This is a genomic window from Actinoplanes lobatus (genome assembly GCF_014205215.1).
GTDB classification, from domain to species: Bacteria; Actinomycetota; Actinomycetes; order Mycobacteriales; family Micromonosporaceae; genus Actinoplanes; species Actinoplanes lobatus.
Window position 1 is genome coordinate 8,588,734 of record NZ_JACHNC010000001.1, and the last position, 25,983, is coordinate 8,614,716.

The window sequence follows — 25,983 nt, forward strand, 5'->3', positions numbered from 1 at the left end:
GCTCGTGGCGGACACGGCCGGGCAGAACCTGGACACCAGCATCCCGCACTCGGCACGGCTGTGGAACTACTGGCTCGGCGGCAAGGACAACTTCCAGGCGGACCGGGATGCCGGTGACGCCATCGCCGGGATGCTGCCGTCGATCGTCACCCTGGCCCGGGAGGACCGCCGGTTCCTGCGCCGCTCGGTCGAGCACATGGTCCGCGACGGTGGCATCCGCCAGATTCTGGACATCGGCACCGGCCTGCCGACCGCCGACAACACCCATCAGGTGGCGCAGGAGGTCGCGCCGGAGACCAGGGTGGTCTACGTCGACAACGATCCGCTGGTGCTGGTGCACGCCCGGGCGCTGCTGTCCGGCACGGCGGAAGGCGAGACCAACTACGTCGAGGCCGATCTGAACGACCCGGATGCGATCCTGCGGGCCGCCCGGCAGACCCTCGACTTCTCCCGGCCGGTCGCGCTGACCCTGCTCGGCATCGTGCACTTCCTGCGCGACGACGATCTTGCGTACGAGGTGGTGCGCCGCCTGGTCGACGCGGTGCCGCCGGGCAGCTACCTGGCGATCGCGCACGGCTGCTACGACATCAACACGGCCGAGGCGAACCGCATCGTCGACTTCTGGAACGAGCGCGGCACCCCGAAGATCAAGTACCGCAGCGCCAAGGAGATCACCGCCTTCTTCGACGGTCTGCGGCTGCTGGAGCCGGGCGTCGTCCCGTGCAACCGGTGGCAGCCGGACGCCCACACCGGCGACGTCGACGTGAACCAGTACTGCGGCGTCGCCGTCAAGCAGTGACCCTGCCCAAATCGGTGAACACCCGCTCCCGGAGTGCCTGCCCAATCGCTGAGCACCCGCTCCCGGAGTGCCTGCTCAATCGCTGAGCACCCGCTCCCGGAGTGCCTGCTCAATCGCTGAGCACCCGCTCCCGGAGCGCCTGCTCAATCGGCGAGCAGGCGCTCCCGGAGCGCCGCGAGGTCGCCGGGCATGAGCCCGGCGGCCAGCAGGCACGCCTCCACGTCGATGGCGCCGAGCAGTTCGTTCAGTGCCTCGGCGATGGTCGTGCCGCGCGACGCCAGCCGGGCCGCCACCGGATCGTCGTCGTCCTCGAAATACCGCCGCAGGCGCTCCTCACTCACCGTGTAGTCGTCGATGATCGCCTCGGCGCCGACCCCGGCCAGCGCGAGCAGCAGCAGCGAGACGAGTCCGGTCCGGTCGCGCCCGATCCCGCAGTGCACCACCACTCCGCCGGGAACGGCCCGCGCCACCACGGTCACCGCGGCCACGCAGCGTGCCGCCTTCCGCTCGAGAAACGGCCGATAGTAGAGCGGCGTCCCGTCCACGTCATCGTCGATGATGCTGTACCAGAACTCGGCGTCGTCGTTGTCGTCCAACGGCACCCGGACCACCGTGATCCCCTCCGGACGGGTCACCGCCGCCGTCCACTCGTCGGGCTCACGGAGGTCGACAACCGTACGAATGCCGTGGTCGTGCAGGGAGACCCACCCGGCGGGAGAGAGCCGGTCGAGGCTGTCGGCCCGGACGACAGCGCCGTGCCGGACGGCGCGGCCGTCGCCGGCCGGGAGTCCGCCGAGGTCACGGACGTTCCAGCAGCCGTCCCAGTCCAGATGCCGATCGATCACCGCCACAGTCTGCCAGCATGCACCGGCCGGAATCGCCGCCGACATGCGCCCGCCGTTTCTCTCTACAGAACCTGTGTGGCCGAGGTCCGCGTCTCACTTCCGGTTCTTTTCCTTGTACGCGTGTCCCCGTCCCGTCCTATCAGGGCAGTCCCGTCCGGTCGGCGCGATCTCGCTGCCCACTCCGGCCTGTGCCGCCCCCGCCGGGCTGAGATCGGTCGAACACCCCCGCATGTGCTGCCGCTCGCTCCAGGTGGGTGGTTGCGGTCGTGGCCCGCCAGGCAACCGGGGCGCCGCTCCCTCTGGGCGGGTGGTTACGGTCGTGCTCGCCAAGCACCCGAGGCGCCACTCCCGACCGTCACGCCACTCCCGCCAGGCGGGTGATTGCGGTCGTGCTCGCCAAGCACCCGAGGCGCCACCCCCGGCCGTCACGCCACTCCCGCCAGGCGGGTGGTTACGGTCGTGCTCGCCAAGCACCCGAGGCGCCACCCCCGGCCGTCACGCCACTCGCGTCGGGTGGGTGGTGGCGCTTGGTGCCGGTCGCGCCACGGGGAACCCGTCGGAAGTCACTCACCGTGACCGTGATGGGGCGCATGAGGTTGCGTGGTTCATCCGTGCTGTTCTGGAGTCTCTTTCTAGGCTGTCGCCGGGTGGATGCCAAGTCGCCTCTTCGCGTGTTTCCCGTCTTCGCCGCGAGGTTTGGCCGGTCGCCGTCGGCCGCGCGAGTCATCCGCAGGCATCGATGTAGATCTTGGGTGATCGTCACCGAACGTGCGATCTTGCGCCATTGTGGCCATCCGGGAGTCGTCTTCTTGGTCGCCCACGGCCGAATCCGCAATCCCTCGACGGCAGGACGCGTCACCCGGAGCGATCTTGAACGATTTACCACCCGAGGCGGTGGTAAATCGTTCAAGATCGCACAACAGCGGCACGCAAAGCGGGCGAAACGGGCACCTGTTTCCGGCGAAAGCCTCATTTTCGCCTAGCGAGGCGGACGGCGCCCCCGTTTGGCGGTTCGCCCGACCGGGCGCTTGACGTAGAACCGCGAACGCCCATGAAGGAGACTCCCGGATGTATCCGATAGCCCAAGGTCTTCCAGCGGAAATGGATCATGGGCGATGGTTGGCCGCTGGACAACAGCCAGGAATCAAGATCGGCCCGACAGCCGCCATCGCCCAAGATCGCCGGTGAGTCGGGGTGACACCGCAGCCATCCGAATGCGCGACTCGACATCGCGGCCACCCACAACCAAGAAACAGGCTCTCTGGCTACCCCTATCCTCCACAAAGGGCTGGTGAACCGGGTTCCCCGCTCACGCGAAGTGCCGGCCGGCCAGGCTTTCGGCGGTGAACGCACACGAAAGCCGCCACGTGAGCGGCCATCGCCGCGATAGGCCACGTAGGCGACCACGACACCGCCGCCGTGCGCGCCCACCGTCGTGAAAGCAGGACCACCCACCTCGGGCGACCGGCGTAACGGCCGAAAGCAGGCAACCCCGATGCCTGGGAAGCAAAACCGCTACCACCCACCCAGACGGAGCGGAGTGACGGCCGGGACCAGGCAACCCCGATGCCTGGGAAGCAAAACCGCGACCACCCACCCAGACGGAGCGGAGTGACGGCCGGGAGCAGGCAACCCCGATGCCTGGGAAGCAAAACCGCGACCACCCGCCCAGCGTGACCAAAGTGGTGACGACCACCGATCTCAGCCCGGCGGGCGCGGCACAGGCCGGAGCAGGCAGCAAGCACGCGCCGACCGGACGGGACGGCCCTGATCAGGCGGGGACGAGGGCACTCGTACAAGAAGGCCTTGAAAGATCTTCAGCCAGCAGCCGCCGGGCGAATGGTGACGGTGATGCCGGGCGGAGCGTTCACCTCGATCTCGGGCGCGCCGCCGGTTCGGCGCCACGAAACGGAGAGGCGGCCGTACGGGGTGCCGACGTGGGCGCGCACCCACTCGACACCGCACGAAAGGTCGGGGTCGATCGTCACGGTGCGGTAGCCGGGTGAGGTGGGCTGGATGCCGGCCACCCGCCGGTACAGCCAGTCGTCGACGCAGCCGAAGGCGTAGTGGTTGAGTGACACCGGCCGGACCGTCCCGTCCGGGGCTATCGCGTCCCAGGATTCCCAGACGGTGGTGGCGCCGCGGTCCACCTCGTACAGCCAGGACGGCATCTCGGACTGCCACAGCACCCGCCGGGCGAGGTCGCGGTGGCCGTGGTCCCAGAGCACGTCGAGCAGGTACGGCACGGACAGGAACCCGGTGTCGAGGCGGCCGCCGCGGGCTTCGACGAGGGCGGCGAGCCGGGCCGCCGCCTCGGTCCGCAACGGTGGAGGGAGCATGTCGAAGGCGAGGGCGAGCACGTACATGCCCTGGAGGTCGACGTCGAAGCAGCGGGACGGGTCGAAGGACGCGCGTACGGCGGCGGCGCGCCGGTCGAGGTCGTCGGCGAGTTCGGTCCGGCCGAGGACGCGGGCGGCACGGGCCGTGACGGTGAGTGTCTGCGCCCGGAACATCGGCGCGACGACCGGCCCGGTCAGTGTCGGCGCGATGCCGATGGCCTCGTGCAGCGGCCGGCCTTCCATGGTGCTGGGTGTCAGCCAGTCGCCGAAGTGGTCGCCGTCGTCGTAGCCGGGTGACGACTGGTGTTCGATCCAGGCGAGCATGGCGTCCAGGTTGCCGGCGAGGATCCGGCGGTCGCCGGTGCGCTCGTAGAGGGTCCACGGGACGAGGGCGATCGCGTCGCTCCAGCCGGCCGCCGCCACGATGCCGCCGATCCCGGACGCGGTGGCGGCGTGTTCGGCGTCCCACGGCGTGTAGGGCGACATGATCGGGATCCGGCCGTCGGGCATCTGGTCGGCGCGCAGGTTCGCCAGCCAGCGGTTCAGGAACGGCACCACCTGCGCGTTGTTGGTCGCGGCGGCGGCGAACACCTGGATGTCGCCGGTCCAGCCGGCGCGTTCGCGTTGCGGGCAGTCGGTCGGTACGGACAGGAAGTTGCCGCGCTGGCTCCACACCACGTTGCGGTGCAGCCGGTCGAGGCGGGTGTCGGAGGTCTGGAAGGAGCCGGTCCACTCGATGTCGCTGGAGAGCACGACCGCCTGGATCTCGTCGACGGCCACGGCGCCACGGATTCGGGCGTAACGGAATCCGTGGAAGGTGAACTCCGGCTCGTACGTCTCAGGACCGGGTCCGCCTGTCACGTACACGTCGGTCTGCTCTTTGTTGATCCCGGTGATGTTGGTGAACCACGAGCCGTCCGCGGCGAGGGCCTCGGTGTGTTCGATGGTGACCGCCTGCCCGGCGCCCGCGGCTCGCAGGGTGAGGCGCACCCGGCCGGCGAGAACCTGGCCGAAGTCGGCGATCCAGCCGGCCTCGGCGTCGCCGGTGACCGTGACGGCCGGGAGGGTGAGCACCCGTCGCACCGGTTCGCCGGTGAACGGCCGCAGCGTGCCGGTGTCCTCTTCGGTGACGGTCACCGGTTTCCAGTCGCCGTCGTCGAAGCCGGGCGCGTCCCATCCTGGCAGTTCCCGACGACGGTCGTAGTGTTCGCCGACGAACAGGTCGGCGTACGCCCACGGGCCGGCGGCACTGCGCACGTCGGCGCCGGAGACGATCAGTTCGGTGCCGCCGTCGGCGTGGTCGAGGTGGAGTTGCCAGGTGGCGCTGGTCTCGGCGCCGAACTGGGCGCTCGATCCGGTGACGCCGATCCGCCCGGCCCACCAGCCGTCGGCCAGCGCGACGCCGAGCACGTTGTCGCCGTCGGCGAGCAGGGCGGTGACGTCGTAGCACTGCACCGAGACCCGGTGCCGGTAGCTGTCGAAACCGGGTGCGAGCACCTGGTCGCCGACCGGCCGGCCGTTGATCCGCGCGGTGTAGACGCCGTGCGCGGTGGCGTAGAGGCGGGCCCGGACGAGGCCGTCGCGGACCCGGAACCGCTGGCGCATCAGCCGCACCGGGCGTAGTCGCTGCTCGACCGGGCTGTCCGGCCGCTTGCCGGCGATCCAGTCGAAGAGGCTCCATCGTTCGAGCGCGGTGGGCTCCTGCTCCGGCCGGATCCAGGCGGCCCGCCAGTCGCTCGCCTCCAGCAGTCCGGTCTCGAAGGCCGCGGTGGTCCAGCCGGTCGGTTCGGCGGCGGCGTCGAGCCACGCCCGGACCCGCCACCGGTACGCCCGGTTCGAACCGAGTGCGGCGCCCGCGTACTCGATGGCGGGAAATCCGTCCTCGCTCGTGATCCGGCCACTGCGCCAGACCGGTTCGCCGTCCGCACGGTCGACCTCGATCTCGCACGCGTCCATCACGCCGGCGGCGGTCCAGCTGAGCCGGGGCCGGCGCACGCCGATGCCGAGGGGCTGGTCCAGGTATTCGACGCGCAGGTCACGGCACCGCTGATCAGGCATGGCGACACGCTAGAAGCCAAAAACCGAGAAGACAAGGTTTTTGTACGCGCGGCGCACGGTCAGTGGGTGCCCTCCATTCGCCGCATCCGATAGATGACGTCCCCGGCCAGATCCTCGCGCCGCCGCCGGGCCTCCTCGCCGAGCTCCTCGATCCGGGCCAGCGCCGTGGCCCGCTTGTCGTCCAGGCTGTTGACCCGTTCGGCATGCGCGTGCCGGGCGTCGGCGACGACCGTGGAGGCCCGCAGCTCCGCATCGCTGACCAGCAGGCTCGCCTCGACGGACGCCTTCTTCAGCAGTTCGTCCGCCTCCCGCCGGGCCTCGGCGAGACGCTCGTCGGCGGTGCGCTGGGCCAGCCGCATCAGCCGCGGCGAGACCGGGGTGGGCGACGCCCGTACGGCCGCGGCCCGCGCCTGTTCCAGTTCGGCTCGCAGGGCGGCGGCCCGTTCCTGCGCGCGGGCGCACTTGCGTTCCAGTTTGCGCAGGTGCCCGACCAGGTCGTCGTATTCGAGCCGTTCCGCGAGCGCCCGGTTCTCGGCGGCGAGCCGCTGCATCTCCCCGGCCACGTCGTCGAGGAACCGGTTGACCTCACCCTCGTGATATCCGCGCGCGCCGACCGGGGGCTCCCGGAACTCGACCTTGCCGACGTCGGCGGGGGTGAATGACACGGAGGGGTCCACCTTTCTTACCGGAAGCACGTGGACGACATTCAGATGCTGGGTGTGCACGTTCCCATAGGACCGTTGAACGGTCGCTTCAGATCGTGCGCAACTCATGCCTCCGGAGGGGCGCCAAGGTGTCCGAACGACGCGTAGTGACGAAGCCCACCAAAACGCGTCGTCAGGAAGTAGACGCGACCCTCCCATCAATGTCAACACCACGTATCCGAAAGGGCTCCTCACAGTGATCGCGGGCCGAACCGACCCCCGCTGACCGTGGGTTTCGCCGCCTATCGGTCGAGGGTGAACGCTCCGACCAGGGCCCGTAGCTCCTCGGCCGTACGGGCCACCTCCGAGCTGGCCTGCCTGGTCTGGCCGGTGCCGTCCACCGACACCGCGCTGGCCCGTGCCACCTCGGCGATGCTGATCGCGATCCGGCTGCTGCCGCCCGCCACCTCGCTGATGCTGCGGCTCATCTCCGCCGTGGTGGCGGTCTGCTCCTCCACCGCGCTGGCGATGGTGGTCTGGTAGTCGTTGATCCGGGCGATCACCGCGCTGATCCGGGTGATCGCCTCCACCACGCCACCGGTCTCCTGCTGGATGGTCGCGACCCGGCTGCTGATGTCATCGGTAGCCCGGGCGGTCTCCTGGGCCAGGTCCTTGACCTCGCTGGCCACCACCGCGAAACCCTTGCCCATCTCACCGGCCCGGGCCGCCTCGATGGTCGCGTTCAGCGCCAGCAGGTTCGTCTGCTCGGCGATCGACGTGATCAGGTTGACCACGTTGCCGATCTCCACCGAGGAGGCGCCGAGCTGCTCGATGCGCTGGGTGGCGGCGGCCGCCTCGCCGACGGCCTCACCGGCGACCTGCACGGCCCGGTTCGTGTTCTCCGAGATCTCCCGGATCGACACGCCCATCTCCTCGCTGCCCGCCGCGACGGTCTGCACGTTGCGGGAGATCTCCTCCGCCTCGCCGGAGGCCGCCGATGTCTGCTCGTCCGTCCGGTGCGCCGCCTCCGCGATCTCGTGGCTGGTGGCGGAGAGCTCGGTGGCGGCGCCGGCCAGGGTGTCGGCGTTCTCCGCCATCCGCTTCATCGTGGTGCGGATGCTCTCCACCGCGGCGTCCAGCTCGGCGGCCATCGTGCCGAGCTCGTCGCGGGTGGTGATCCCGGTCCGCCGGGTCAGGTCGCCCTGCGCGAGCGCGGCCACCACCGCGCCGACCTGGCGCACCGGCCGGAGGATCGACCGGACCAGCGGCACCGACAGCAGCACCAGCAGGACGAGCCCGGCGGCGGCCACGCCGAGCATCCACCACCGGGCCTCGGTCTTGGTGGTCTCCATCTCCCCCTGGTGCTCGGTGATCTCGCCGTCCACCGTCTCGTGGATGGCGCTGATCTGATCGTCGACCAGGCCGTTCTGTTCGGCGACCGACGCGTACCGCTCGCGGGTCACGCTGCGCGGGTCGGCCTTCGCGTCGGTGACGAAATCGGTGACGAACGAGTTGAACGCCGCCACGTTGTCACTCAGGCCGTCGATCGCCTCGCTGACCCCGCTCTCCTCCAGGTCGTAGGAGCTCGCCGCGGCCAGCGCCTCGTCGGCCGACGCCACGTCGTCGGCGGCGTCCCCGGTCACGTCGTCGCCGTGGGCCGCCCGGTAGGCGTCGACCTTGAGCTCGGACTCCCGGGTGTCGAGGTGGTTGAGGGCGGCCTTGGTGGCGGTGTATCCGGTGAGGGCCGTCTGCTGCTCGGAGAGCTGCCGCTGCGACCAGATGCCGATGCCGGTGAGCACGAACGCCACGAGCAGCCCGGCCACCACCATCGACGACAGCCGGCGGCCCACGCTGAGGTCGGCGAGTCTGGGCATGTGTTCTCCCACGGCAGCTCGGCGGAGTCCTTTCACCTACCGGTTCGACCCTTTTGGGCCAGAACTGAGGGACTCAGCCGATCATGTCGGCCACCACGCAGGCGATGTTGTCGGGGGCGCCGGCCGCGTACGCCAACTCGATCAGCCGGTCCACCGCCGGCCCGCAGCCGGGCTCCGCGGCCAGGGTGTCGCGCAGCGCGGCCGGGGACACGACGCTGGACAGGCCGTCCGAGCAGAGCAGGTAGCGGTCGCCGGGCCGAGCGGTCCGCAACGCCAGGTCGGCCTCGACCGGACGGCCGCCGCCGAGGGCCCGGCTGAGCAGGGCCCGCCGCGGGTGGCTCGCGGCCTGCACCGGGGTGAGCCGGCCGCGGTCCACCTCGTCGCGGACCCACGTGTGGTCCCGGGTCAGCAGGCTGAGCTCGCCACCGCGCAGCAGGTAGGCCCGGGTGTCGCCGATGTGCACGAGGGCCAGCCGATCGCCGTGCCGCAGCATCGCGGTCAGGGTGGTGGCCGGCCGGTCGTCACCGGCGCCGAGCCCGCGTACCGTCTCGTCGATGCCGTCGATCGCCGCGGCCAGGACGGCGAGCAGCTCACCGGCCGGCCGGTCCAGCGCTTCGAGCGCCTCGAGGGCGCCGACGGCGGCCCGTGCGGCGGCCGCCCCGCCGGATCCGCGGATGCCGTCGGCGACGGCCAGCAGCCGGTCACCGGCGTAGGCGACGTCCTCGTCGCTGTCCCGGACGGCGCCCCGATCGGTACGGGCGGCGCGGCGGATCGCCGGGGCGCCCGCGGCGTGTTCGGCCCCGGACAGCTCGCCGACGAGGGCGGTGACCTCCCGGGCCCGGTCCGCGGTGTCGGCGGTGACCCCGCCCCAGTAGGCGGCGACGGCCTCGGCCACCGCCCGCGGGTCCCGGTCGCACACCGTGCGGATGGCGGCCAGGGGCATGCCGATGCGGCGCAACCGGGCGATCAGTCGCGCCCGTTCCCGCTGGTCCGGGTGGTAGAACCGGTATCCGGACTCGGGGTCGACCGCGGCCGGCGGGAGCAGGCCCAGCTCGTCGTAGAGCCGCAGCGCCTTCGGCGTCATCCGGACGGCACGGGCGAACGCCCCGATCGCCAGCAGCCCCACGTGTCCTCCTCTGCACACCGGCCCTTCCCGGCCATCTTTTCCCCTCTCCCGGCGCTTCCGCTTTGACAAGATTGTCGTGGACACTCGTGCGCCCGCCGTGAGTGCCGAGACGACAGAGGTGAGCTGCGGTGGCGGACCGGAACGACAACCTCCCCCCGCTCGCGACCCTGGACAGCGCGGCTCTGCTGGACAGCGTTCAGGAGGCGGTCTTCGCCGTCGATCCGCAGGGCTTGGTGCGCGGCTTCAACCGGGCCGCCGAGGAACTGCTCGGGATGACCGCGGCCGAGGTGTGCGGCCGCCACCTGGACGACACCCCGTTCCGGCCGGAGTACGGTGACCAGCCGATCGGCACCGCCCTGGGCCGGCTCTTCACCGCCCGGCCGACCCGCCCGGTCGTCCGTAGGCTCACCGTCCGGCACCGCGACGGGCGACGCCTGGAGACCCGGGCCGCGATGTCCGTGGTGCACGGCTCGGCCGGGCCGCTGGCCTGCGTCTTCGTGACGGATCTGTCCTCGCTGGCGGCCGCCGAGGACGCCGTGGAACGGCACAACGCGTTCCTGACCGCCCTGCTCGACAGCCTCTCGGTCGGGGTGATCGCCTGCGACGACACCGGCCGGGTCATCCTGGTCAACCGGGAGATGCGCCGGGTGCACAACGACCCCGAGGACGGTCCGGTGCCCGCCGACGTGTCCGCGACCCACCCGAAGCACCTCTTCGACCTGAACATGGATCAGCTGCCCTGGGAGAGGACGCCGCTCATCCGGGCCTGGCGCGGCGAACGGCTCGCCGCCGAGGACGTCGTGATCCGGGTTCCGGGCCGGCGCAGCCGCGTCTTCGCCACCACCGCCCAGCCGATCACCGGCCGCGACAGCCGCCGGCTCGGCGCGGTCGCCGTCGCGCACGAGATCACCGTGCAACGGCATGCCGACCGGTTCCGGGCCTGCCACCGTGAGGTGGAGCAGGCGCTGCGCCGTTCGGCGTCGATCGCCGAGGCGGCGCCGGCCATCCTGCGGGCCATCACCGGCGCGCTCGGCTGGCCGAGGGCCGAACTGTTCCTGGTCGACGAGCCGTCCGGCAGCCTGCGGTCGGTGGCCGGCTACAGCACCTCCGGCACGGACACGGACGACTTCTTCGGGCACGACCCGGTCCGCGGCCGCGGCATCAGCGGCCGGGTCTGGGAGTCCGGCGAGCCCCTCTGGGTCGCCGACATCAGCCGGTACACCAAGCTGGTCACCGCCCACGAGCGGGAACGGGTCGAGATGTGCGCACGGCACGGCATCCGTACCATCCTGGCCGTCCCGGTCCGCGACGGCGGCATCGTGCTCGGCGTGCTGACCTGCTACGCCGCGTCGCCCGAGGTGCACGAGGACCTGTTCACCCTGCTGCTCGACGGCATCGCCGCACAGATCGGCGTCTACGTGGCCCTGCGCCGCGCCGAGGAGCTGGCCCGGCAGCTCACCCGCTCGCAGGACGACTTCCTCGACCTGGTCGGCCACGAGCTGCGGACCCCGCTCACGTCGATCACCGCCAACGCCACGATGCTGGCCGAGGAGGCGACCGGGCTCGACGACGAGCAGCGGCAGATGCTGGCCGCCGTCTCCCGTAACACCACGGTGCTCCAGCAGATCGTCGATGCCCTGCTCGACCTGGCCGCGCTGGACTCCGGCCATCAGGAACTCCACCGGGCGACGATCGACCTGGTGACGGTGGTGGCCGAGGCGGTGGCGGTGTGCCGGCCACGCGCCGTCGGCGCCGGGGTCCGGCTGTACGCCGACCTGCCGGAGCGGCTGCGGGCCGACGGTGACGCCGTCCGGTTGCGGCAGGTCGTCGACGACCTGCTCTCCAACGCGCTGAAGTTCAGCCCGGCCGGTGGCGACGTGCAGGTGACCCTGCGGGCCGTCGACCACCTCGCCGAGCTGTGCATCGCCGACAACGGCATCGGCACCCCGGAACCGGAACGGGACCAGCTCTTCAACCGCTTCTACCGGGCGGGCAACGTCCGCCATCAGGGCATCCCGGGCTTCGGGCTGGGGCTGCCCCGGGCCCGTACCATCGTCCGGCTGCACGGCGGCGAGATCAGCCTGCGCCAGCGCCGGCCCGCCGGCACCGTCGTCTGTGTACGCCTCCCGGCCCTCTAGCCGACCAAGGGCTTGAGGGCCGCTCCGACCTGGGCGATCATGCCCGGGCGGTGGCCGTTGCGGATCAGGTTGATGGTGATGCCGTCGATGCCGGCGCCCAGCACCCGCTCGTGCAGCTGCTCGGCGACCTGCTCGACGGTGCCCACGATGGCGCGCTTGCGGCGGTCGTCGGGGATGCTCTCGGCCAGCTCCTTGACCTCCTGCTCGGTCTCACCGACCATCCCCATCACCAGGTAGCTGGTGGCCAGGGTGGCCGGGTCGCGGCCGATCTCGTCGCAGCGCTCGCGCAGCACGGCGACCTTGCGGGGCAGGTCGTCGGTCTCGCAGATGATGTTCATGTGGTCGGCGAAGCGCGCGGCCAGCCGGAACGTCTTGCGCTCGCCCCCGCCGCCCAGCATGACCGGGATGTGCGGCCGGACCCGCGGGTTGTTCATGGCGCCCCGGGCCTGGTACCACTTCCCGTCGAGGGTGGCCGGCTCGCCTTCCAGCATCGGCGTGATGATCAGCAGCGCCTCCTCGAGCCGCTCGAACCGCTCGGTGTAGGTGCCGAACTCGAAGCCGTAGTCGTGGTGCTCGCGCTCGAACCAGCCGGCCCCGATGCCGAGCACGGCCCGGCCCTTGGAGACCACGTCGAGCGTGGTCACGGTCTTGGCGAGAAGAGCGGGATTACGGTACGTGTTCCCGGTGACCAGCGTGGACAGCTGGACCGTGGAGGTGGCCGTGGCCAGCGCGCCGAGGGTGGTGTAGGCCTCCAGCATCGCGTTCTCCGCGGGGCCGATGCCCGGCAGCTGGTAAAGGTGGTCCATCACCAGAACCGTGTCGAAGCCGGACGCCTCGGCCTCGCGGGCCTGCGCCACGACCGTGTCGAACAGCTCCCCGGCCGGTCCGGGATAGGTGAAGTTGGGAATCTGGTAGCCGAGCCGGATGCTCACGCCATCTCCAATGTAAGTGGTCTCTTACTTGCTAATGTAAGAGCCTACTCACATGGAGGCAAGGGTGTCGGCGAATCGCGGTTACCACCACGGCGATCTCCGCGCGGCCCTGATCTCGGCCAGTTTCGACGTGCTCGCCGAGTGCGGGCTCCAGCGCTTCTCGGTCGCCGCCGTGGCCCGCCGCCTGGGGGTCAGCTCGGCCGCGCCGTACCGGCACTTCCCCGACCGCGGCCACCTGCTCAGCGCGGTCTCCGCCGCCGCGGCACGCGACCTGCGTACCGCGATCGTGGCCGCCGCCGACGACGCCGGGACCGACCCGGCCGACCGGCTGGCCGCCGCGGCCGGCGCCTATGTGCGCTATGTCGCCCGCACCGGCGCCGGACTCCAGGTGATCTACGCCCCCGAGCTGTACCCGCTGGCCGACGACGACCGCCGCGAGCACACCCGGGCTCTGATGACCACCATGCTCGACCTGGCCTCGGCCACCGGCACCACCTCGTACGCGGACGCCGTCCTGCTGGTGGAGGCGATGATCGCGGTGGCGCACGGCTACACCACGCTGTGGTCGGACGGCTTCTTCTCCCGCAACGACATCGGCGCCGACCAGATCGCGGCCCGGGCCGCCGAGGCCGCCCGGATGGTCTTGACCACGCCGGAAACCGGGTGTTCGAATCAGAAGGTCCAGATCGACTGATCTCACTGCGGCGGACGGGGTCGGATGGCTGCCTCTCCCTACAGTCTGGAAGGCGCGCGCACGATCCTGTCCGGCCCGGACGACGGCTGGATCGGCACCCTCGGCACCCTGCTCGGCGTGGGCGTGATCGCCTCCGGCCCGGCCGGGCTCGCCGCCTGGGGCTGGGTCGACCAGAAGAACGAGGTGGTCGGCCTGCTCGCCAAACTGGTTGCGGCGGGCCGCGAACGGCTGCGCGCCGGCCGCTCCCCGGAACGCGCCGACGTCCTCGCCGCGACACACACCGCGCTGGTGTACGGGGCGTTCTTCGCCGCCGTCCGGGAGACCGTCGGTGCGGTGTACGACCGGGTCGGGCTGACCGAGCAGGACAAGCGCCGCCTCACCGACCGGGCCGCCGCCGGACCGGCCCAGGAGCAGCTGACCCAGATCGTCACCACCGTTCCGGTCCCGCTGCCGTGGGCCGGCTGCGGATTCCGGGCCACCCGGGACACCGTGATCGCCCCGCGCTACCGGGACCTGGCCGTGCTGTGCGTCCGGTTCTTCCAGAACTTCGCCGTCTGGGAGCGCGCCGAGGTGCTGAGCCCGGTCCAGCCGCTGATCGAGGACATCGTCGGCCGGGCGGTCCGCCGGTACGACGCCGAGTACAAACTGCTGGCCGCCGACGTCCGTGAGTTCGAGATCTGGGCGATGCTCGGCGAACACCACGCCACCCAGGCCACCGCCGGACAGGCCGTGGAGTCGCTGGCCCGGCTGGAGCGCCTGATGGTGTCGCTGGCCGGGGCCGGCCGGGAGCAGGCCGGTCAGGTGCGCCGGTTCGTGGCCGAGTTCAACCGGGCGGCGCTGCGTGAGCCGCTGGTCGCCGCCGGGGTGTCCGACGATCTGCCGGCGCTGCGGGTGCCGGCCATCGAGGACGGATACCTCAGCCCGGCGTACCGGTGGATGGTGATGACCGACGCGGCGGCCCCGGCCGACGAGTCGTGGTGGGAGAAGCGCACCCCACTCGGCGGTGACCTGGACGCCTTCCTGGCCGCCTACTTCTCCTCCCCGCGCAGCCACGAACGCCCGCTCGTGGTGCTCGGCCACCCCGGCTCGGGCAAGAGCATGTTCACCAAGGTGTGCGCGGCCCGGCTCTCCGGCAGCGACGCCTTCACCGCCGCCCGGATCCCGCTGCGCCAGGTGCCGGACCCGAGCGCCCCCGTCTACCAGCAGGTCGCCGCGGTGCTCGGCAAGGCCACCAACGGGCGGGTCTCCTGGGCCGAGCTGAGCGACGCGTCCGCCGACGCGACCCGGGTGCTGTTCATCGACGGGCTCGACGAGTTCATGCAGGCGTCCGGCACCGCCGAGTCGAACTATCTGCAGAACGTCGTCGAGTTCCAGCGGATCGAGCGGCTCGCGTCCCGGCCGGTCGCGGTCATCGTCACCTCCCGCACCCTGGTGGCCGACCTGGCCCGGATCCCGGAGGGCTGCCTGGTCATCAAGCTGGAGGACTTCAGCACCGGGCAGGTCGGGTCGTGGCTGGAGATCTGGGAGCGGGCCAACCCGTACCTGGGGCACAGCGGGCTGGCCGGCATCCCGTCGGCCGCGTCCGTGCTGTCCTACGGCGACATCGCCCACCAGCCGCTGCTGTTGCTGCTGCTGGTGCTGCACGGCGCCGCCAACGGGCTGCCGCCCATGCAGCAGGACTCCACTCCGGCGCAGATCTACGGCGCCATCCTGCGGCGGTTCATCGAGCGGGAGCTGAACAAGCCGGACAGCCCGGCGCGCGCCGACCACGAGGCCGGGATCCAGGCCGAGCTGTGGCGGCTCGGCATCGCGGCGTTCGGCATGTTCAACCGGGGCAAGCACTACATCGAGGAGCAGACCCTCCTGGAGGACCTCCAGGCTCTCGACCCGGCGCCCCGCCAGCGGCAGAACGTCCGGCGCGGCGGGGCGCTGAGCGCGGCCCGGCGGGTCCTCGGCAGGTTCTTCTTCATCCACGCCTCCGAGGTCGACGAGGGGGTGGAGGGGCGCAGCTACGAGTTCCTGCACGCCACCTTCGGCGAGTACCTGACCGCCTACTTCGTGATGACCGAGCTCGCCGAGCTGTGGCGCTCCCGGGACCGCCCGTCCTCCCAGAACTGGGACGACGACCGCCTGTACGCGCTGCTGTCGCACCAGACGCTGAACTCCGGCGGCTCGTCGGTGCTGCCGTTCATCGAGCAACTGCACGCCGGCCCGGAGAGCGCCCGGCGCGCCGGCGACATCCTGCGCGTGCTGCTGCGCGAGGCCGAGGACCGCTGGGACCGCGGCCGCTACGGCACCTACTCGCCGTCCACCGGCACGTACATGGAGCGGTACGCGATCTACACGGCCAACCTCCTGCTGCTCCTGCTGCACGTGGAGAGAGACCCGGTGACGCTCGCCTCGATCGTGCCGCCGCCGGAGGACTCGAACGACTGGTGGACCCGGCTGGTCCGGCTCTGGCAGGGCTACCTGGACGTCGACTTCCTGGACACCATCTCCCCGGAGAACGAGCCGGACTGGGCCGTCACCCGGGGCGGCGCGACCGCCGCACAGCCCGCCGTGCACACCGAGTGGCTGGCCCTGTCCCGCATCGACGCGGTGGTCCTCAACGCCGGCCACGGCGCGGTCGGCAACGAGTACGCGATCGCCAGCTCGGACCGCGAGATCGAGGCGCTCGGGCAGGCGGCCCGCGCCTACGTCGACCCGGAGGCGTTCTGGGACGGCCGCCGTACCGTCGGCGACCTGATCCACGCCGACGAGACCGGCCGCGCCCACCACTACAGCCGGGCGCTGCTGGCCGCGCACGTCGCGCACAGCCCGGAGCTGTTCCGCGTCGCCGACGTGACCGCGCTCGACCCGTTCGCCCTGGAGGCCCGGGTGTCACCGGACTGGTGGCCGCGTTCCCTGCTGGCCGCCCAGTACCCGGAGCTGGGCGACCGGCCGGAGACCACGGCGTACCTGGCCCAGGTCCCGGTGGAGAGCCCCGGTTTCGCGGCCCTGCTGGCCGGGGCGCTGATCTGGGGCGACCGCTGGCCGGCCGGCACGGACGTCCTGGCCCGCACCCCCGGGGTGCTGCACGAGGTCGCCGCCGGACTGCGCCCCTGGATCGACGGGATGGCCGGGCTGACCGACGAGCGGCGGCAGGTCCTGGTCATCGCCGGTCACCTGGTGGTGGCGATGCGGCGGCTGCTGGTCGCGGACTAGCCGCCGCTAGTCGGCGACGCCGCCGAAGGCCACCACGTGCTCGATCCGCAGGCGGACCAGCAGCTCACCCTCGACGGCGTTGCGGGCGCCGTAGCTGTCGGCCAGGTCGGCGCCCATGTAGCGGTGCGCGATCCGGGTCGACCAGACCCGCATGTCGGCCAGGTCCGCGCTGAGGGTCGCGCTGCCACGGACGGTGACGAACGCGTACGGTGGGGTCTCCTCGTCCACGCTGAGTGACGCCCGCGGATCCCGGGCCAGATTCCGGCCCTTCACCGTCGACGCGCCGGTGTTGAACACCAGGTCGTCACCGTCGAGCACGAACCACACCGGCACCACGTGCGGTGACCCGTCGGCCCGTACCGTCGCCAGCTTCCCGGTCCGCGTCCCCGCGCCGAGGAACTCCCGCCACTCCGGCTCGCTCATCGTCTGTGCCACAACCCGCATTCTGCCCGGAAGATCGCCGTGGCGTGGGTCAGGCACACGCAGCCGGACGACCCGCTGACGATTCCCCTCCGATCCCCGGTTCGCCCGCCGATGGTGGCCCGACGATCGAGAACGGGGAGTCATATGACCGAACCACTGGTGGAGAGACGAATACCCGGTGCCCTCTACGGCCGAACGGCCACCGAGATCACCGGGCCTCTGCGGCCGACCGGGGGGCGGGTCCTGTACCGGCCCGCCTATTCGCGGCGCGACGACTGGATCCTGCGCTCGCTCGGTGTGGCGCACGTCGTCGTGGCCGTGGTGCTCGGGGTGTACCTGCTGCTGCCGGGCAACCTGCCGGTGGTCGACGGGCTGAACCCGGTGATGGCCGCGCTCACCGTGGCCGGTCTCGCGGTGATGGTGATCATGCAGGTCATCGTCGGGCTGCGGACCTGCGTGCTGACGTTCTTCGCGGCCCGGGCGCGTGACCCGATCCCGATGACGCCGCCACGCGGCATGCGGGTGGCCGTACTCACCACGATCGTCCCCGGCAAGGAACCGGTCGAGCTGGTCATGGCCACTTTGCGGGCGATGAAGCGGATCCGGCACGACGGCGTGCTCGACGTCTGGCTGCTCGACGAGGGCGACGACCCGGAGGTACGGCGCCGGTGCGCGCGGCTCGGCGTACGCCACTTCAGCCGCAAGGGGCACCCGGAGTGGAACCAGGCGTCCGGCCCGTACAAGGCGCGCACCAAGCACGGCAACCACAACGCCTGGCGGTCGGCGCACGAGAGTGACTACGACGTGGTCGCGCAGATGGACCCGGACCACGTGCCGTACCCGAACTTCCTGGAGCGCACGCTCGGCTACTTCGCCGACCCGGACACCGCGTTCGTGGTCGCCCCGCAGGTGTACGCGAACCTCACCGAGTCGTTCGTGGCCCGGGGCGCGGCCGAGCTGGCCTACCTGTTCCACGGGGTGATCCAGCGTGGCGGCAACGGGCGCGGCGCGCCGCTGCTGATCGGCACCAACCACCTGTACCGGCCGGCCGCGTTCAAGCAGATCGACGGCTACCAGGACTCGATCATCGAGGACCACCTCACCTCGATGGTGATCTTCGGGGCGGTCAACCCGGTGACCGGCAGCACCTGGCGTGGCGTCTACACGCCGGACATCATCGCGGTCGGCGAGGGCCCGGCGACGTACTCGGACTTCTTCAGCCAGCAGAAGCGGTGGGCGTACGGGATCTGGGAGATCGCCCGCGGCCACTCGCCGGCCGTCCTGCGCCGGCTGCCGAGGGTGAGCCAGCGGCTGTCCTTCGCCGCGTTGCAGACCCACTACCCCACCACCGCGATCTCCTGGGTCAGCGGCATCTTCCTGACCGGCCTCTACCTGGTCGGCGGGATCACCATCACCCGGCTGCCCGGTGTGCTGTGGGCCGCCCTGTTCCTGGCCAACATCGCGTTCGGGCTGGCGTTCATCCAGTTCACCCGCCGGTTCAACCTGGTCGCCCACGAGCGCCGCTCGTGGGGTCTGTCCGGGATGGCTCTGGAACTGGCCACCGCGCCGGTCTACCTGGCCGCGGCGGCCGCCCAACTGGCCGGACGGCCGCTGGCCTATGTGGTCACCCCGAAGGGCAAGGCGGCGACCGGTGACACCTGGCGCACCTTCCGGCCGCACCTGGGCTGGGCGGTGCTGAGCGCCGTCTTCATGGTGGCCGGAATCGCGCTGGGTCACACGTTCCTGTCGCTGTACCTGTGGGCGCTGCTGACCATCGTCACCTGCCTGGCCCCGGTGGCCCATCTGGTCCTGGGCCGGCGGTCGCAGGGCCGGCCGGTCACCGCGCGCAAGCACGTCGGCGAGCGGCTGATGGCCGCCGGCCTGCTCAACGAGTCGCAGCTCGGCGAGCTGCTGGACCGGCAGATCATCACCGAGGGCCCGTGGCAGAAACTCGGCGACCTGGCCGTCGAGGCCGGCTACGTGACGCCTGTCCAGCTGGACGAGGCGGTCCGGGTCGCCGCCTAGCGGTACGCGGACAGCACGAAGGCGGTGACCCGGTCCGGGTCACCGCCTTCGTGCTGTCCGGCGCAGCCGCGGCAGGTCGAGACCGGCGAGCTCGCCGTCGCGTTTCACGATCCGGCCGTCGATGATCACGGTACGGACGTCGCCCGGCCCCACGGTGGCGACGACCGCGCCGGCCAGCCCCGGCCCGTCCGGCAGGTGCGCCAGGCCGTCGATCAGGATCAGATCGGCCCGGCGGCCCGGCGCGATCGTGCCGACCCGGTCGGCGAGACCGATGGCGGCCGCGCTGTCGGCGGTGGCCGCGGTCAGGACGCCGGCGGCCGGATGCATGACGCCGGTGGTGAGCCGGTGCGACCGGAGCGTGTCCCGCAACGGCTCGAACAGGTCCACCGGCGCGTTCACCACGACGTCGGTGCCCAGCCCGGCCCGCCCGCCGGCCGCCGCGAACGTGCTGTACGCCGACACGCCGTGCCCCATGGTCGCCTCCACCAGCGGGGTGACCGTGACCCCGGTCCCGGTGCCGGCCAGCAGTTTCGCCTCCTCGCCGGTCAGCCCGTTGACGTGCACCAGGTGCAGGTGCGGGCCGAGCAGGCCCTCGTCGTGGAGCCGGCGCAGCGGTGAGCCGGGGCCGCCGCCCGCGTGCAGGGTCACCAGCATGCCCAGCTTTCGGCCCATTTCGATCTCGCGGACGGTGTCGTCCCAGTCGCCGAACCCGGGGCCGTTGATCGCCAGCGCGCCGGTGACCCGCCCGCGCAGCCCGGCCAGCCGCCGGACGTCGGCCTCGTCGGCCGGGTTGTTGTGCCCGAGCACGGCCCGGATGCCGGCCGTCTGGTAGGCGGCCAGGACCGCGTCGGTGTGCTCCGGTGTCCGGGTGACGTTGCCGAAGTCGAGGACGGTGGTGATGCCCGCGTTCAGGGCTTCGGCCGCGCCGAGCAGGGTGGCGTGGTGGGCGTCGTCCGGCCCGTACGCGGGAAGGAGCCGGCCGAGCACGGTGGCGAGATAGTCGGCGAGCGTCATGTCCGCGCCGATGCCGCGCAGCGGCGCCTGTGCGACGTGCCGGTGGCCGTCGACCAGGCCGGGCGCGACGACGAGCCCGGTCGCGTCGAGCACCTCGTCCGCTCCGGCAGCCGGGAACCGGCCGACCGCCACGATCCGGCCGTCGTCCACGAGCACGTCGGCGCGCTCGCCGGAGACCAGGCGGCCGCCACTGATCACAAGATCCATGTCTCCCCCTAGAAAGCTTTTCCGAAAGGTATCCAGAAAGCTTTGTTCGGCGCAAGTAGGATGACCCGGTGGCCAGGGACGTGGTGGACGACATCGCCGGGGCGTGGGACGCCGAACTCCCCGGCGTGGTCGGCGCGGAACTCGAGATCAGCAAGCGGGCGGCCCGGCTGTCCGCCCTGCTCAACGCCCCGGTCGAGGCGAAACTGGCGAAGCTCGGCCTGACCAGGGCGGAGTACGACATCCTCGCCGTGCTGCGCGCCGCCGGCGAGCCCTACCGGCTACGGCCGTCCGCCCTCACCCAGCGGCTCGCCCTCACCTCCGGCGGCACCAGCAACGTGCTGCGCCGCCTCACCCTGGCCGGCCTCATCGAACGCGACCCCGACCCGTCCGACGCCCGCAGCTCCTGGGTGCGCCTCTCCCCCACCGGCGCGACCAGGGCCGAGGAGGCGGTCCGCGCGGCCAGCGCCGCCCAGGCGGCCCTGCTGCGGGACGTGCCCCCGGAGGCGACCCGCGCCGCCATCGACGCGCTGCGCACGGTCCTGATCGCGCTCGGCGACACGGCCGGCTAGAGAGCCATTTCGGTCAAGGTCCGCGTTCCGCTTCCGCTTCTTTCCCGGTACGCGTGACGTCGTCCCGCCTTGTTCGCCCCGTCCCGTCCGGTCGGCGCGATCTCGCTGCCCGCTCCGGCCTTTGCCGCGCCCGCCGGGCGTAGATCGGTGGCCGGGCGGGAGCGGAACCGGCCCGGTGACCGCGATCGGGACGTGGCGGGCCGATCACCCCCGTCCGGGTGACACCGCGCGCCCCGGGATCTCGGCATCGGGCAGGATGATCGGATGAGTCCAGTCAGCCGTGGCCGCAGGAAGAGATCCCGGAGCACCGGACAGCGCGTCGTGCGCCAGGTCCAGGCCGGCCCGGTCACGTGCGACTGCCCGGACTGCTCCGGCGGGCAACTCGAACCGCTCGCTCTCGTCGCGGACCTGCTCGACGACGGCGGCCCCCTCCTCGACATCGAGGAGGCCGTCGAGGCGGAGCTGTTCGCCGCCGGCCTGCTGGCCATGGGTGAACTGGCCGGTGCGGGTTTCGCCGAGGCGGTCGCCGCCGTCATCGTCCCGGAGCTGGAGCGGACCGCCACCCCCGCCGCGCTCGCCGTGCTGCACGCGATAGCCCTGGTCGACGACGGCACGGCCGCCGCCGAGGCCGTCGCCCGCCTGGAACCTGCCGGCCTGCGCGCGCCACGGTGGCTGGCCGAGGCACGCATGCCGGTGAGGCCCGGCCTCTACCGGTGCTTCGCCGAACCGTCGGGGCAGGCGTCGTCGGTGCTGCTCGGCACGTTCGAGCGGGCCGGGCGCATCGACGGTTTCGCTGTCAACGTCGACGACAGCGACTGTCACGCCGCCGTCGACGTGGTGCTGTTCCCCGGCGAGGCCCTCGATCAGGTCGTCGCCACGATCGAGGACAACGCCCGCGAGCACGGGCTGCCGATCACCGCCGACCACCTGGATCCTGCCGAGTTCCGCTGGCAGGCCGAGCGGGCCCTGTCCGCACGCGCCGCCCATGACGCCGGCCTCGACCCGGACGAGATCGCCGCGGGGTGGGAGGACGGCGACGAACCCGGCTACCACCAGCTCGCCGTGCTCCTGCTGGCGCGGGTGCGGACCCTGCCCCAGCCGTCGCGCCCGCCGGCCGAGCACCTCGACGACGAGATCGAGCTGTTCACCCGCATCGCCACGGAGACGTCGCCGCGACGGCGGGCGCCGGGGGCGAAGCTGCCGGCGAAACGGAAGAAGTCCGACGGCCCGGCGCCGCTCTTCCAGCTCAAGGTGGGCCTGCGGGGCGCGAAACCGCCGATCTGGCGACGCCTGGAGGTCCCGGCGGACACCGGCCTGGCCGACCTGCACACGATCATCCAGATCGCCTTCGACTGGGACGACAGCCATCTGCACGCCTTCGAGACCGGGTACGGCACGTTCGGCGCCGCCGACCCGGAACTGGGTCATCAGGCCGAACGGCCGGTGACCCTGGAGCAGGTGGCGGCCGGCGCCGGTGGCCGGATCCGGTACACCTACGACTTCGGTGACGGCTGGGAGCACGACATCCTGGTGGAGAAGGTGCTGGAACGGGGCTCGGAGGCGTACCCGCGATGCACCGGCGGGCGTCGTGCCGCCCCGCCGGACGACTGCGGCGGCATCTGGGGCTACCAGCGACTGGTCGAGATCCTCGGCGATACCGCCCACCCGGAACACGCAGAGCTGCGCGAGTGGCTGGGTCTCGACCATGCCGACGAGTTCCGGCCGGACCGATTCGACGCCGCGGAGGTGACCCGCTCCCTGGCCACCCGGTTCAAGCGCTGACCGTCAGCTCTCGGCGACCGGCCGGAGCCAGGCGGGCGCCGCGCCGCCGCACTCCATCGCCGCGATGCCGTCCAGCATCTCGGTGAGCCGGCCGGGGGTCAGCCCGGTCTCCCGGCCGGTGTGGACGCCGTCCTCCTTCGCGGAGAACCACACCACGGTGACCTCGGCGCGGGCGCCGCGGAAGAGGGTCACGACGGCTTCGAGGTGGTCACCGGAGATGGTCAGCATCCAGAGGTGTTCCAGCTCGTCGCCGTTGCGCGGTCCGTCGAGCTCGGTCCGGATCGGACTGTCCCGGGTCGAGGCCCAGGAGCCCATGGCGGCCCCGAGCTGAAGGTCCCGGCTGTAATGTGAATCACCGCGCATGATCGAGAAGTTAGACCCTCCGCTGCTCAAACCGGTCGCCCCATCGGCGTGTCGTTATCAACCGGAACCACATCGTCCGGCAACACGTCACCGGGGACCACATCGTCGGGAACCACGTCTTCGGCGATCACGTCATCGGGCACCGGCTCCGGCCTCCGGAACCGGTCGATGCAGTTCACCCGGATCGCGACGGGCAGTGGCAGGTACATCGCCAGGAGCAGCAGCCCGGCCACGCTGATGCCGGGGTTGGTGGGCAACGCGGTGGTCTCGTCGGCGGAGTACGGGTAGAGCGGCGGCTCCTCGACGGTGTCGAACATGATCAGGTAGAAGGCGGCGAGGGAGCAGGCCGCCACGATCGTGCCCCACGCGACGGCGCCGGGCTGTCCCGCCCGCAGCCGCAGGCTCACGGCGAACATCAGGACGAGCACGGCCAGGACGACGACCGTCAACCGCCCGGTGAACCAGCCGTCCGGCCAGCTCCCGGCGACCTCGGCCGTCCCCGGCCCGCTCGTGACCCACTCCCGCACCCGGGCGGTCAGGACGGCGGCCACGGCACAGACCATGGTGGCGACGATCAGGATCGTCCGCTCGTGCCGCTGGCTGAAAACCAGCAGGCACCCGATCAGCGCCAGCAGGCCCAGCACCACGATCGCCGAGTTGAAGCCGTCGGCGCCGGTCTCCGCCAGCATCCGGCCGGACACATCGGACCGTCGCTCCCACACCCGCGGGGCCCAGCCCTGATGCGTCTGCTCCTCGCGGCTCAGCACCCGCAGCAGCAGCACCGTCCAGACGATCAGGGTGCCGGCCGAGGCGACCAGACCCGCGACGGTCGCCGCCCGGCGGAACCGCACCGGCCAGGTCGCGACCGCGTACGCCAGCAGCGCCGCACCGGCGAGCCACAGGAACGAGACGCCCCCGATATCGGTCAGGCTCTCCTCGACGAGCGTGTATCCGGTGGCGTCGGTGCGTGACCGCCACCAGTCGGCCTGGGCCAGCGGCCAGAGCAACCCACCCGTGACCAGAATCGTGATCAGGACGCCGTAACGGAACGTGCGGGGATCTTCACGGACCATGCCGGACACGGTAGCGGTGCATCGCCAGCATCCGATACCGGGACCTGACTCAGTCCCGCATCGCCGCGGTGACCGGCCGCCGCCCACCGAGCCGCGCCGGAACCGCGGTGAGTGCACCCACCACCAGCACCGTTCCGATCACCACCATCGCCAGCTGCGGAAACGACGGCGGCGTGGCCCGGTCCCCGTCGCCACCGGTGGCCCGCATGATCGCGGCGAAAAGCAGGTATCCACAGGGGAAGACGCCAAGGATCGCGCCGCCGAGCGCGGGCAGCACCTGGGCCGTCCCGAGCGCCGCGCTCACGTCACCGGGCGTGGCGCCGAGCGCGCGGGCCAGCGCCGACGAGCGCCGGTTGTCGAGCACGGTCGCCCAGGTGATCACGACGGCGTTGACCGCGGTGAGGCAGAGCAGCATCACCGTCCACACCAGCAGTACCCGGCGCAACGCCGCCACCTGGAACTCGGTGTATCCGGCGACCATCGCGTCCCCGGTGAGGAACCCGTCCAGGATCAGCGCCACGTAGATGCCGCTCACGGTGACGGCGACGGCGGCGACGGCCAGGAGCGCCCGTCGCGGTCGCCGGGCGGTCACCCGCAGGGCGAGGAGCAGGGGTACGGGCATGCGCGCCGAAATCCTGATCAGCCAGCCGATCCGGCGCGGTGGCCGGGGCGTGTCCGCGAGCGCGCCGACCGTGCTGGTTCTCGCCGCCCGCAGTGCCGGGACGGCGGTGGCCAGAACCGCCACACCCATGGCCACGGCCGTCACCACGGCAGCCGTCGTCACGGTGAGTGACGGCGTTCCGGCGGTGCCGAGCAACCCGGCGCCCGGTTCGGCGAGCAGCGGCGCGGCCAGGGATCCGATCGCCAGCCCGGCCGCAGCCGCGATCAGGGCGACCAGCAGGTACTCGGCCAGCAGCACGGCCGCGACCAGGCCCGGGGTGCCGCCGACCGCCTTGAGCAGGCCCACCCGACGGGTCTGGTCGGCCATCCGCCCGCCGACCAGCACCGCGAGACTGGCCGTGGCGAGCAGGCCGAGCAGCCAGGCGCCGATCATCAGCAGGATCTGCGAGTCACGGGCCAGCTCGGTGGCCTCGTCACGGATCTCCGTCCACGACGCCATGCCGACCGGGGCGGGTACGCCGTCGAGATGCCGGTCCATGAACGCAGCCGTCTGCTCCGGGTCGGCCAGGCGCGCGCTCACCACGTACCGTGATGATTCTGTCTCGGTGGTGAGGCCGCGCGCGTCCGCCCGGGTGACCCAGACCAGGCCCGGATTGCGCAGCAATCCCTCCGGCAACGATCGGTCCTCCGGGACGGCGCCGTGCAGGCATCCCTCGTCGACCAGGCAGGTCACGGCCGGATACGGCGCCATCGCGGCGGTGACCGCGGTTCCGGCCACCCGGAACCGCCGGCCGCCGAGGGTGACCTGATCGCCGGGCCGGACTCCCAGGGTGTCGGCGAAGGCCGCCTCCAGGACGGCTCCGCCGTCGCTCACCCAGGCGCCCTCGACGACGGCGGGTTGATCGACTGCCGCGGCTTCCGCGTCGCGGCCGATGACCTGCACATCAGAGGTACGCCCGGAGGCGTCCAGCCGTGACGCGACGACGGGGTACGGGCCGCTGGTCGCCACGATCGCCGGATCCCGCACGAGTTCGGTGACGGCGGCCAGATCCGCGAAGACGACGACATCCGGACCGTGGGTCGCCTCCCGGGTCTGCCGGTAGGGGTCGCTTGCGGCGTCCCGCAGCACCAGCCCCAGGGTGAGTGTGCTGGTGGCGGCGAGGATGGCGAGGAGCAGGAGGACGGCCTCGGCGGGGCGGCGGCGCAGATCCCGGACGGCGAGGCGGGTGACGAGAAGCAGGCGGCCCACGGTT

The 25,983-nt window shown here is 71.9% G+C and carries 18 protein-coding genes; 7 read left to right on the forward strand and 11 right to left on the reverse strand.

Annotated elements, in window-relative coordinates; genetic code table 11:
• Positions 1–4: 4 nt before the first annotated feature.
• Positions 5–799 (forward strand): SAM-dependent methyltransferase, encoded by a 795-nt coding sequence (locus BJ964_RS39210; protein WP_188125382.1) that lies wholly within the window; start codon positions 5–7, stop codon positions 797–799.
• Between the two features lie 143 nt (positions 800–942).
• Here the strand turns inward: BJ964_RS39210 and BJ964_RS39215 are convergent, their stop codons facing one another.
• The 5 genes from BJ964_RS39215 to BJ964_RS39235 form a co-directional block, all read right to left on the reverse strand.
• Positions 943–1,644 (reverse strand): tyrosine-protein phosphatase, encoded by a 702-nt coding sequence (locus BJ964_RS39215; protein WP_203832798.1) that lies wholly within the window; start codon positions 1,642–1,644, stop codon positions 943–945.
• A 1,817-nt stretch (positions 1,645–3,461) separates the two neighbouring features.
• A complete protein-coding gene (locus BJ964_RS39220) occupies positions 3,462–6,041 on the reverse strand; it encodes an alpha-L-rhamnosidase (RefSeq protein WP_188125384.1) in 2,580 nt (859 codons plus the stop codon).
• A 59-nt stretch (positions 6,042–6,100) separates the two neighbouring features.
• Entirely contained in the window at positions 6,101–6,706 is a 606-nt protein-coding gene (locus BJ964_RS39225) for a DivIVA domain-containing protein (protein WP_188125385.1), read from the reverse strand.
• A 281-nt stretch (positions 6,707–6,987) separates the two neighbouring features.
• Positions 6,988–8,559, reverse strand: a complete 1,572-nt coding sequence (locus BJ964_RS39230; RefSeq protein WP_188125386.1) for a methyl-accepting chemotaxis protein — start codon at positions 8,557–8,559, stop codon at positions 6,988–6,990.
• A 73-nt stretch (positions 8,560–8,632) separates the two neighbouring features.
• Positions 8,633–9,685, reverse strand: coding sequence for a MerR family transcriptional regulator (locus BJ964_RS39235; protein ID WP_188125387.1), 1,053 nt, complete (start codon positions 9,683–9,685; stop codon positions 8,633–8,635).
• Positions 9,686–9,813: 128 nt separating this feature from the next.
• Between BJ964_RS39235 and BJ964_RS39240 the strand changes: the two genes are divergently transcribed.
• The gene (locus tag BJ964_RS39240; RefSeq protein WP_229806953.1) at positions 9,814–11,823 is read left to right on the forward strand and encodes a sensor histidine kinase; all 2,010 of its coding nucleotides are present in this window, start codon (positions 9,814–9,816) and stop codon (positions 11,821–11,823) included.
• On the opposite strand, the gene BJ964_RS39245 is transcribed toward BJ964_RS39240, so the two are convergent.
• A complete protein-coding gene (locus BJ964_RS39245) occupies positions 11,820–12,755 on the reverse strand; it encodes an LLM class F420-dependent oxidoreductase (RefSeq protein WP_188125388.1) in 936 nt (311 codons plus the stop codon). The genes BJ964_RS39240 and BJ964_RS39245 overlap by 4 nt on opposite strands.
• 64 nt (positions 12,756–12,819) lie before the next feature.
• On the opposite strand from BJ964_RS39245, the gene BJ964_RS39250 reads away from it, so the two are divergent.
• Both BJ964_RS39250 and BJ964_RS39255 read left to right on the forward strand, forming a co-directional pair.
• Positions 12,820–13,449 carry a TetR/AcrR family transcriptional regulator gene (locus BJ964_RS39250; RefSeq protein ID WP_188125389.1) on the forward strand — a complete coding sequence of 210 codons (630 nt, stop codon included), beginning with the start codon at positions 12,820–12,822 and terminating at the stop codon, positions 13,447–13,449.
• Positions 13,450–13,473: 24 nt separating this feature from the next.
• Positions 13,474–16,653, forward strand: coding sequence for an NACHT domain-containing protein (locus BJ964_RS39255; RefSeq protein ID WP_188125390.1), 3,180 nt, complete (start codon positions 13,474–13,476; stop codon positions 16,651–16,653).
• Between the two features lie 6 nt (positions 16,654–16,659).
• On the opposite strand, the gene BJ964_RS39260 is transcribed toward BJ964_RS39255, so the two are convergent.
• Positions 16,660–17,088: a PPOX class F420-dependent oxidoreductase gene (locus tag BJ964_RS39260; RefSeq protein ID WP_223149689.1), complete on the reverse strand. Its 429-nt coding sequence runs from the start codon at positions 17,086–17,088 to the stop codon at positions 16,660–16,662.
• Positions 17,089–17,220: 132 nt separating this feature from the next.
• On the opposite strand from BJ964_RS39260, the gene BJ964_RS39265 reads away from it, so the two are divergent.
• Positions 17,221–19,101 carry a glycosyltransferase family 2 protein gene (locus tag BJ964_RS39265; protein ID WP_188125391.1) on the forward strand — a complete coding sequence of 627 codons (1,881 nt, stop codon included), beginning with the start codon at positions 17,221–17,223 and terminating at the stop codon, positions 19,099–19,101.
• Positions 19,102–19,140: 39 nt separating this feature from the next.
• On the opposite strand, the gene BJ964_RS39270 is transcribed toward BJ964_RS39265, so the two are convergent.
• The gene (locus BJ964_RS39270; protein ID WP_188125392.1) at positions 19,141–20,322 is read right to left on the reverse strand and encodes an amidohydrolase family protein; all 1,182 of its coding nucleotides are present in this window, start codon (positions 20,320–20,322) and stop codon (positions 19,141–19,143) included.
• Positions 20,323–20,390: 68 nt separating this feature from the next.
• Here BJ964_RS39270 and BJ964_RS39275 point away from each other — a divergent pair, with 68 nt between their 5' ends.
• Both BJ964_RS39275 and BJ964_RS39280 read left to right on the forward strand, forming a co-directional pair.
• Positions 20,391–20,891 (forward strand): MarR family winged helix-turn-helix transcriptional regulator, encoded by a 501-nt coding sequence (locus tag BJ964_RS39275; protein WP_188125393.1) that lies wholly within the window; start codon positions 20,391–20,393, stop codon positions 20,889–20,891.
• Positions 20,892–21,212: 321 nt separating this feature from the next.
• A complete protein-coding gene (locus tag BJ964_RS39280; RefSeq protein ID WP_188125394.1) occupies positions 21,213–22,673 on the forward strand; it encodes a plasmid pRiA4b ORF-3 family protein in 1,461 nt (486 codons plus the stop codon).
• A gap of 3 nt (positions 22,674–22,676) precedes the next feature.
• Here the strand turns inward: BJ964_RS39280 and BJ964_RS39285 are convergent, their stop codons facing one another.
• The 3 genes from BJ964_RS39285 to BJ964_RS39295 are packed head-to-tail and all read right to left on the reverse strand — an operon-like array spanning position 22,677 to position 25,979.
• The gene (locus BJ964_RS39285; protein ID WP_188125395.1) at positions 22,677–23,036 is read right to left on the reverse strand and encodes a hypothetical protein; all 360 of its coding nucleotides are present in this window, start codon (positions 23,034–23,036) and stop codon (positions 22,677–22,679) included.
• A gap of 26 nt (positions 23,037–23,062) precedes the next feature.
• Entirely contained in the window at positions 23,063–24,109 is a 1,047-nt protein-coding gene (locus BJ964_RS39290; RefSeq protein WP_188125396.1) for a hypothetical protein, read from the reverse strand.
• A gap of 49 nt (positions 24,110–24,158) precedes the next feature.
• Positions 24,159–25,979 (reverse strand): ABC transporter permease, encoded by a 1,821-nt coding sequence (locus BJ964_RS39295; protein WP_188125397.1) that lies wholly within the window; start codon positions 25,977–25,979, stop codon positions 24,159–24,161.
• Positions 25,980–25,983 lie beyond the last annotated feature (4 nt).

Coding starts and splice junctions, on each gene's coding strand:
- BJ964_RS39255 (WP_188125390.1), top strand. CDS start 13,474: ATGGCTGCCTCTCCCTACAGTCTGGAAGGCGCGCGCACGATCCTGTCC.
- BJ964_RS39290 (WP_188125396.1), bottom strand. CDS start 24,109: ATGGTCCGTGAAGATCCCCGCACGTTCCGTTACGGCGTCCTGATCACG.
- BJ964_RS39220 (WP_188125384.1), bottom strand. CDS start 6,041: ATGCCTGATCAGCGGTGCCGTGACCTGCGCGTCGAATACCTGGACCAG.
- BJ964_RS39270 (WP_188125392.1), bottom strand. CDS start 20,322: ATGGATCTTGTGATCAGTGGCGGCCGCCTGGTCTCCGGCGAGCGCGCC.
- BJ964_RS39285 (WP_188125395.1), bottom strand. CDS start 23,036: ATGCGCGGTGATTCACATTACAGCCGGGACCTTCAGCTCGGGGCCGCC.
- BJ964_RS39230 (WP_188125386.1), bottom strand. CDS start 8,559: ATGCCCAGACTCGCCGACCTCAGCGTGGGCCGCCGGCTGTCGTCGATG.
- BJ964_RS39265 (WP_188125391.1), top strand. CDS start 17,221: ATGACCGAACCACTGGTGGAGAGACGAATACCCGGTGCCCTCTACGGC.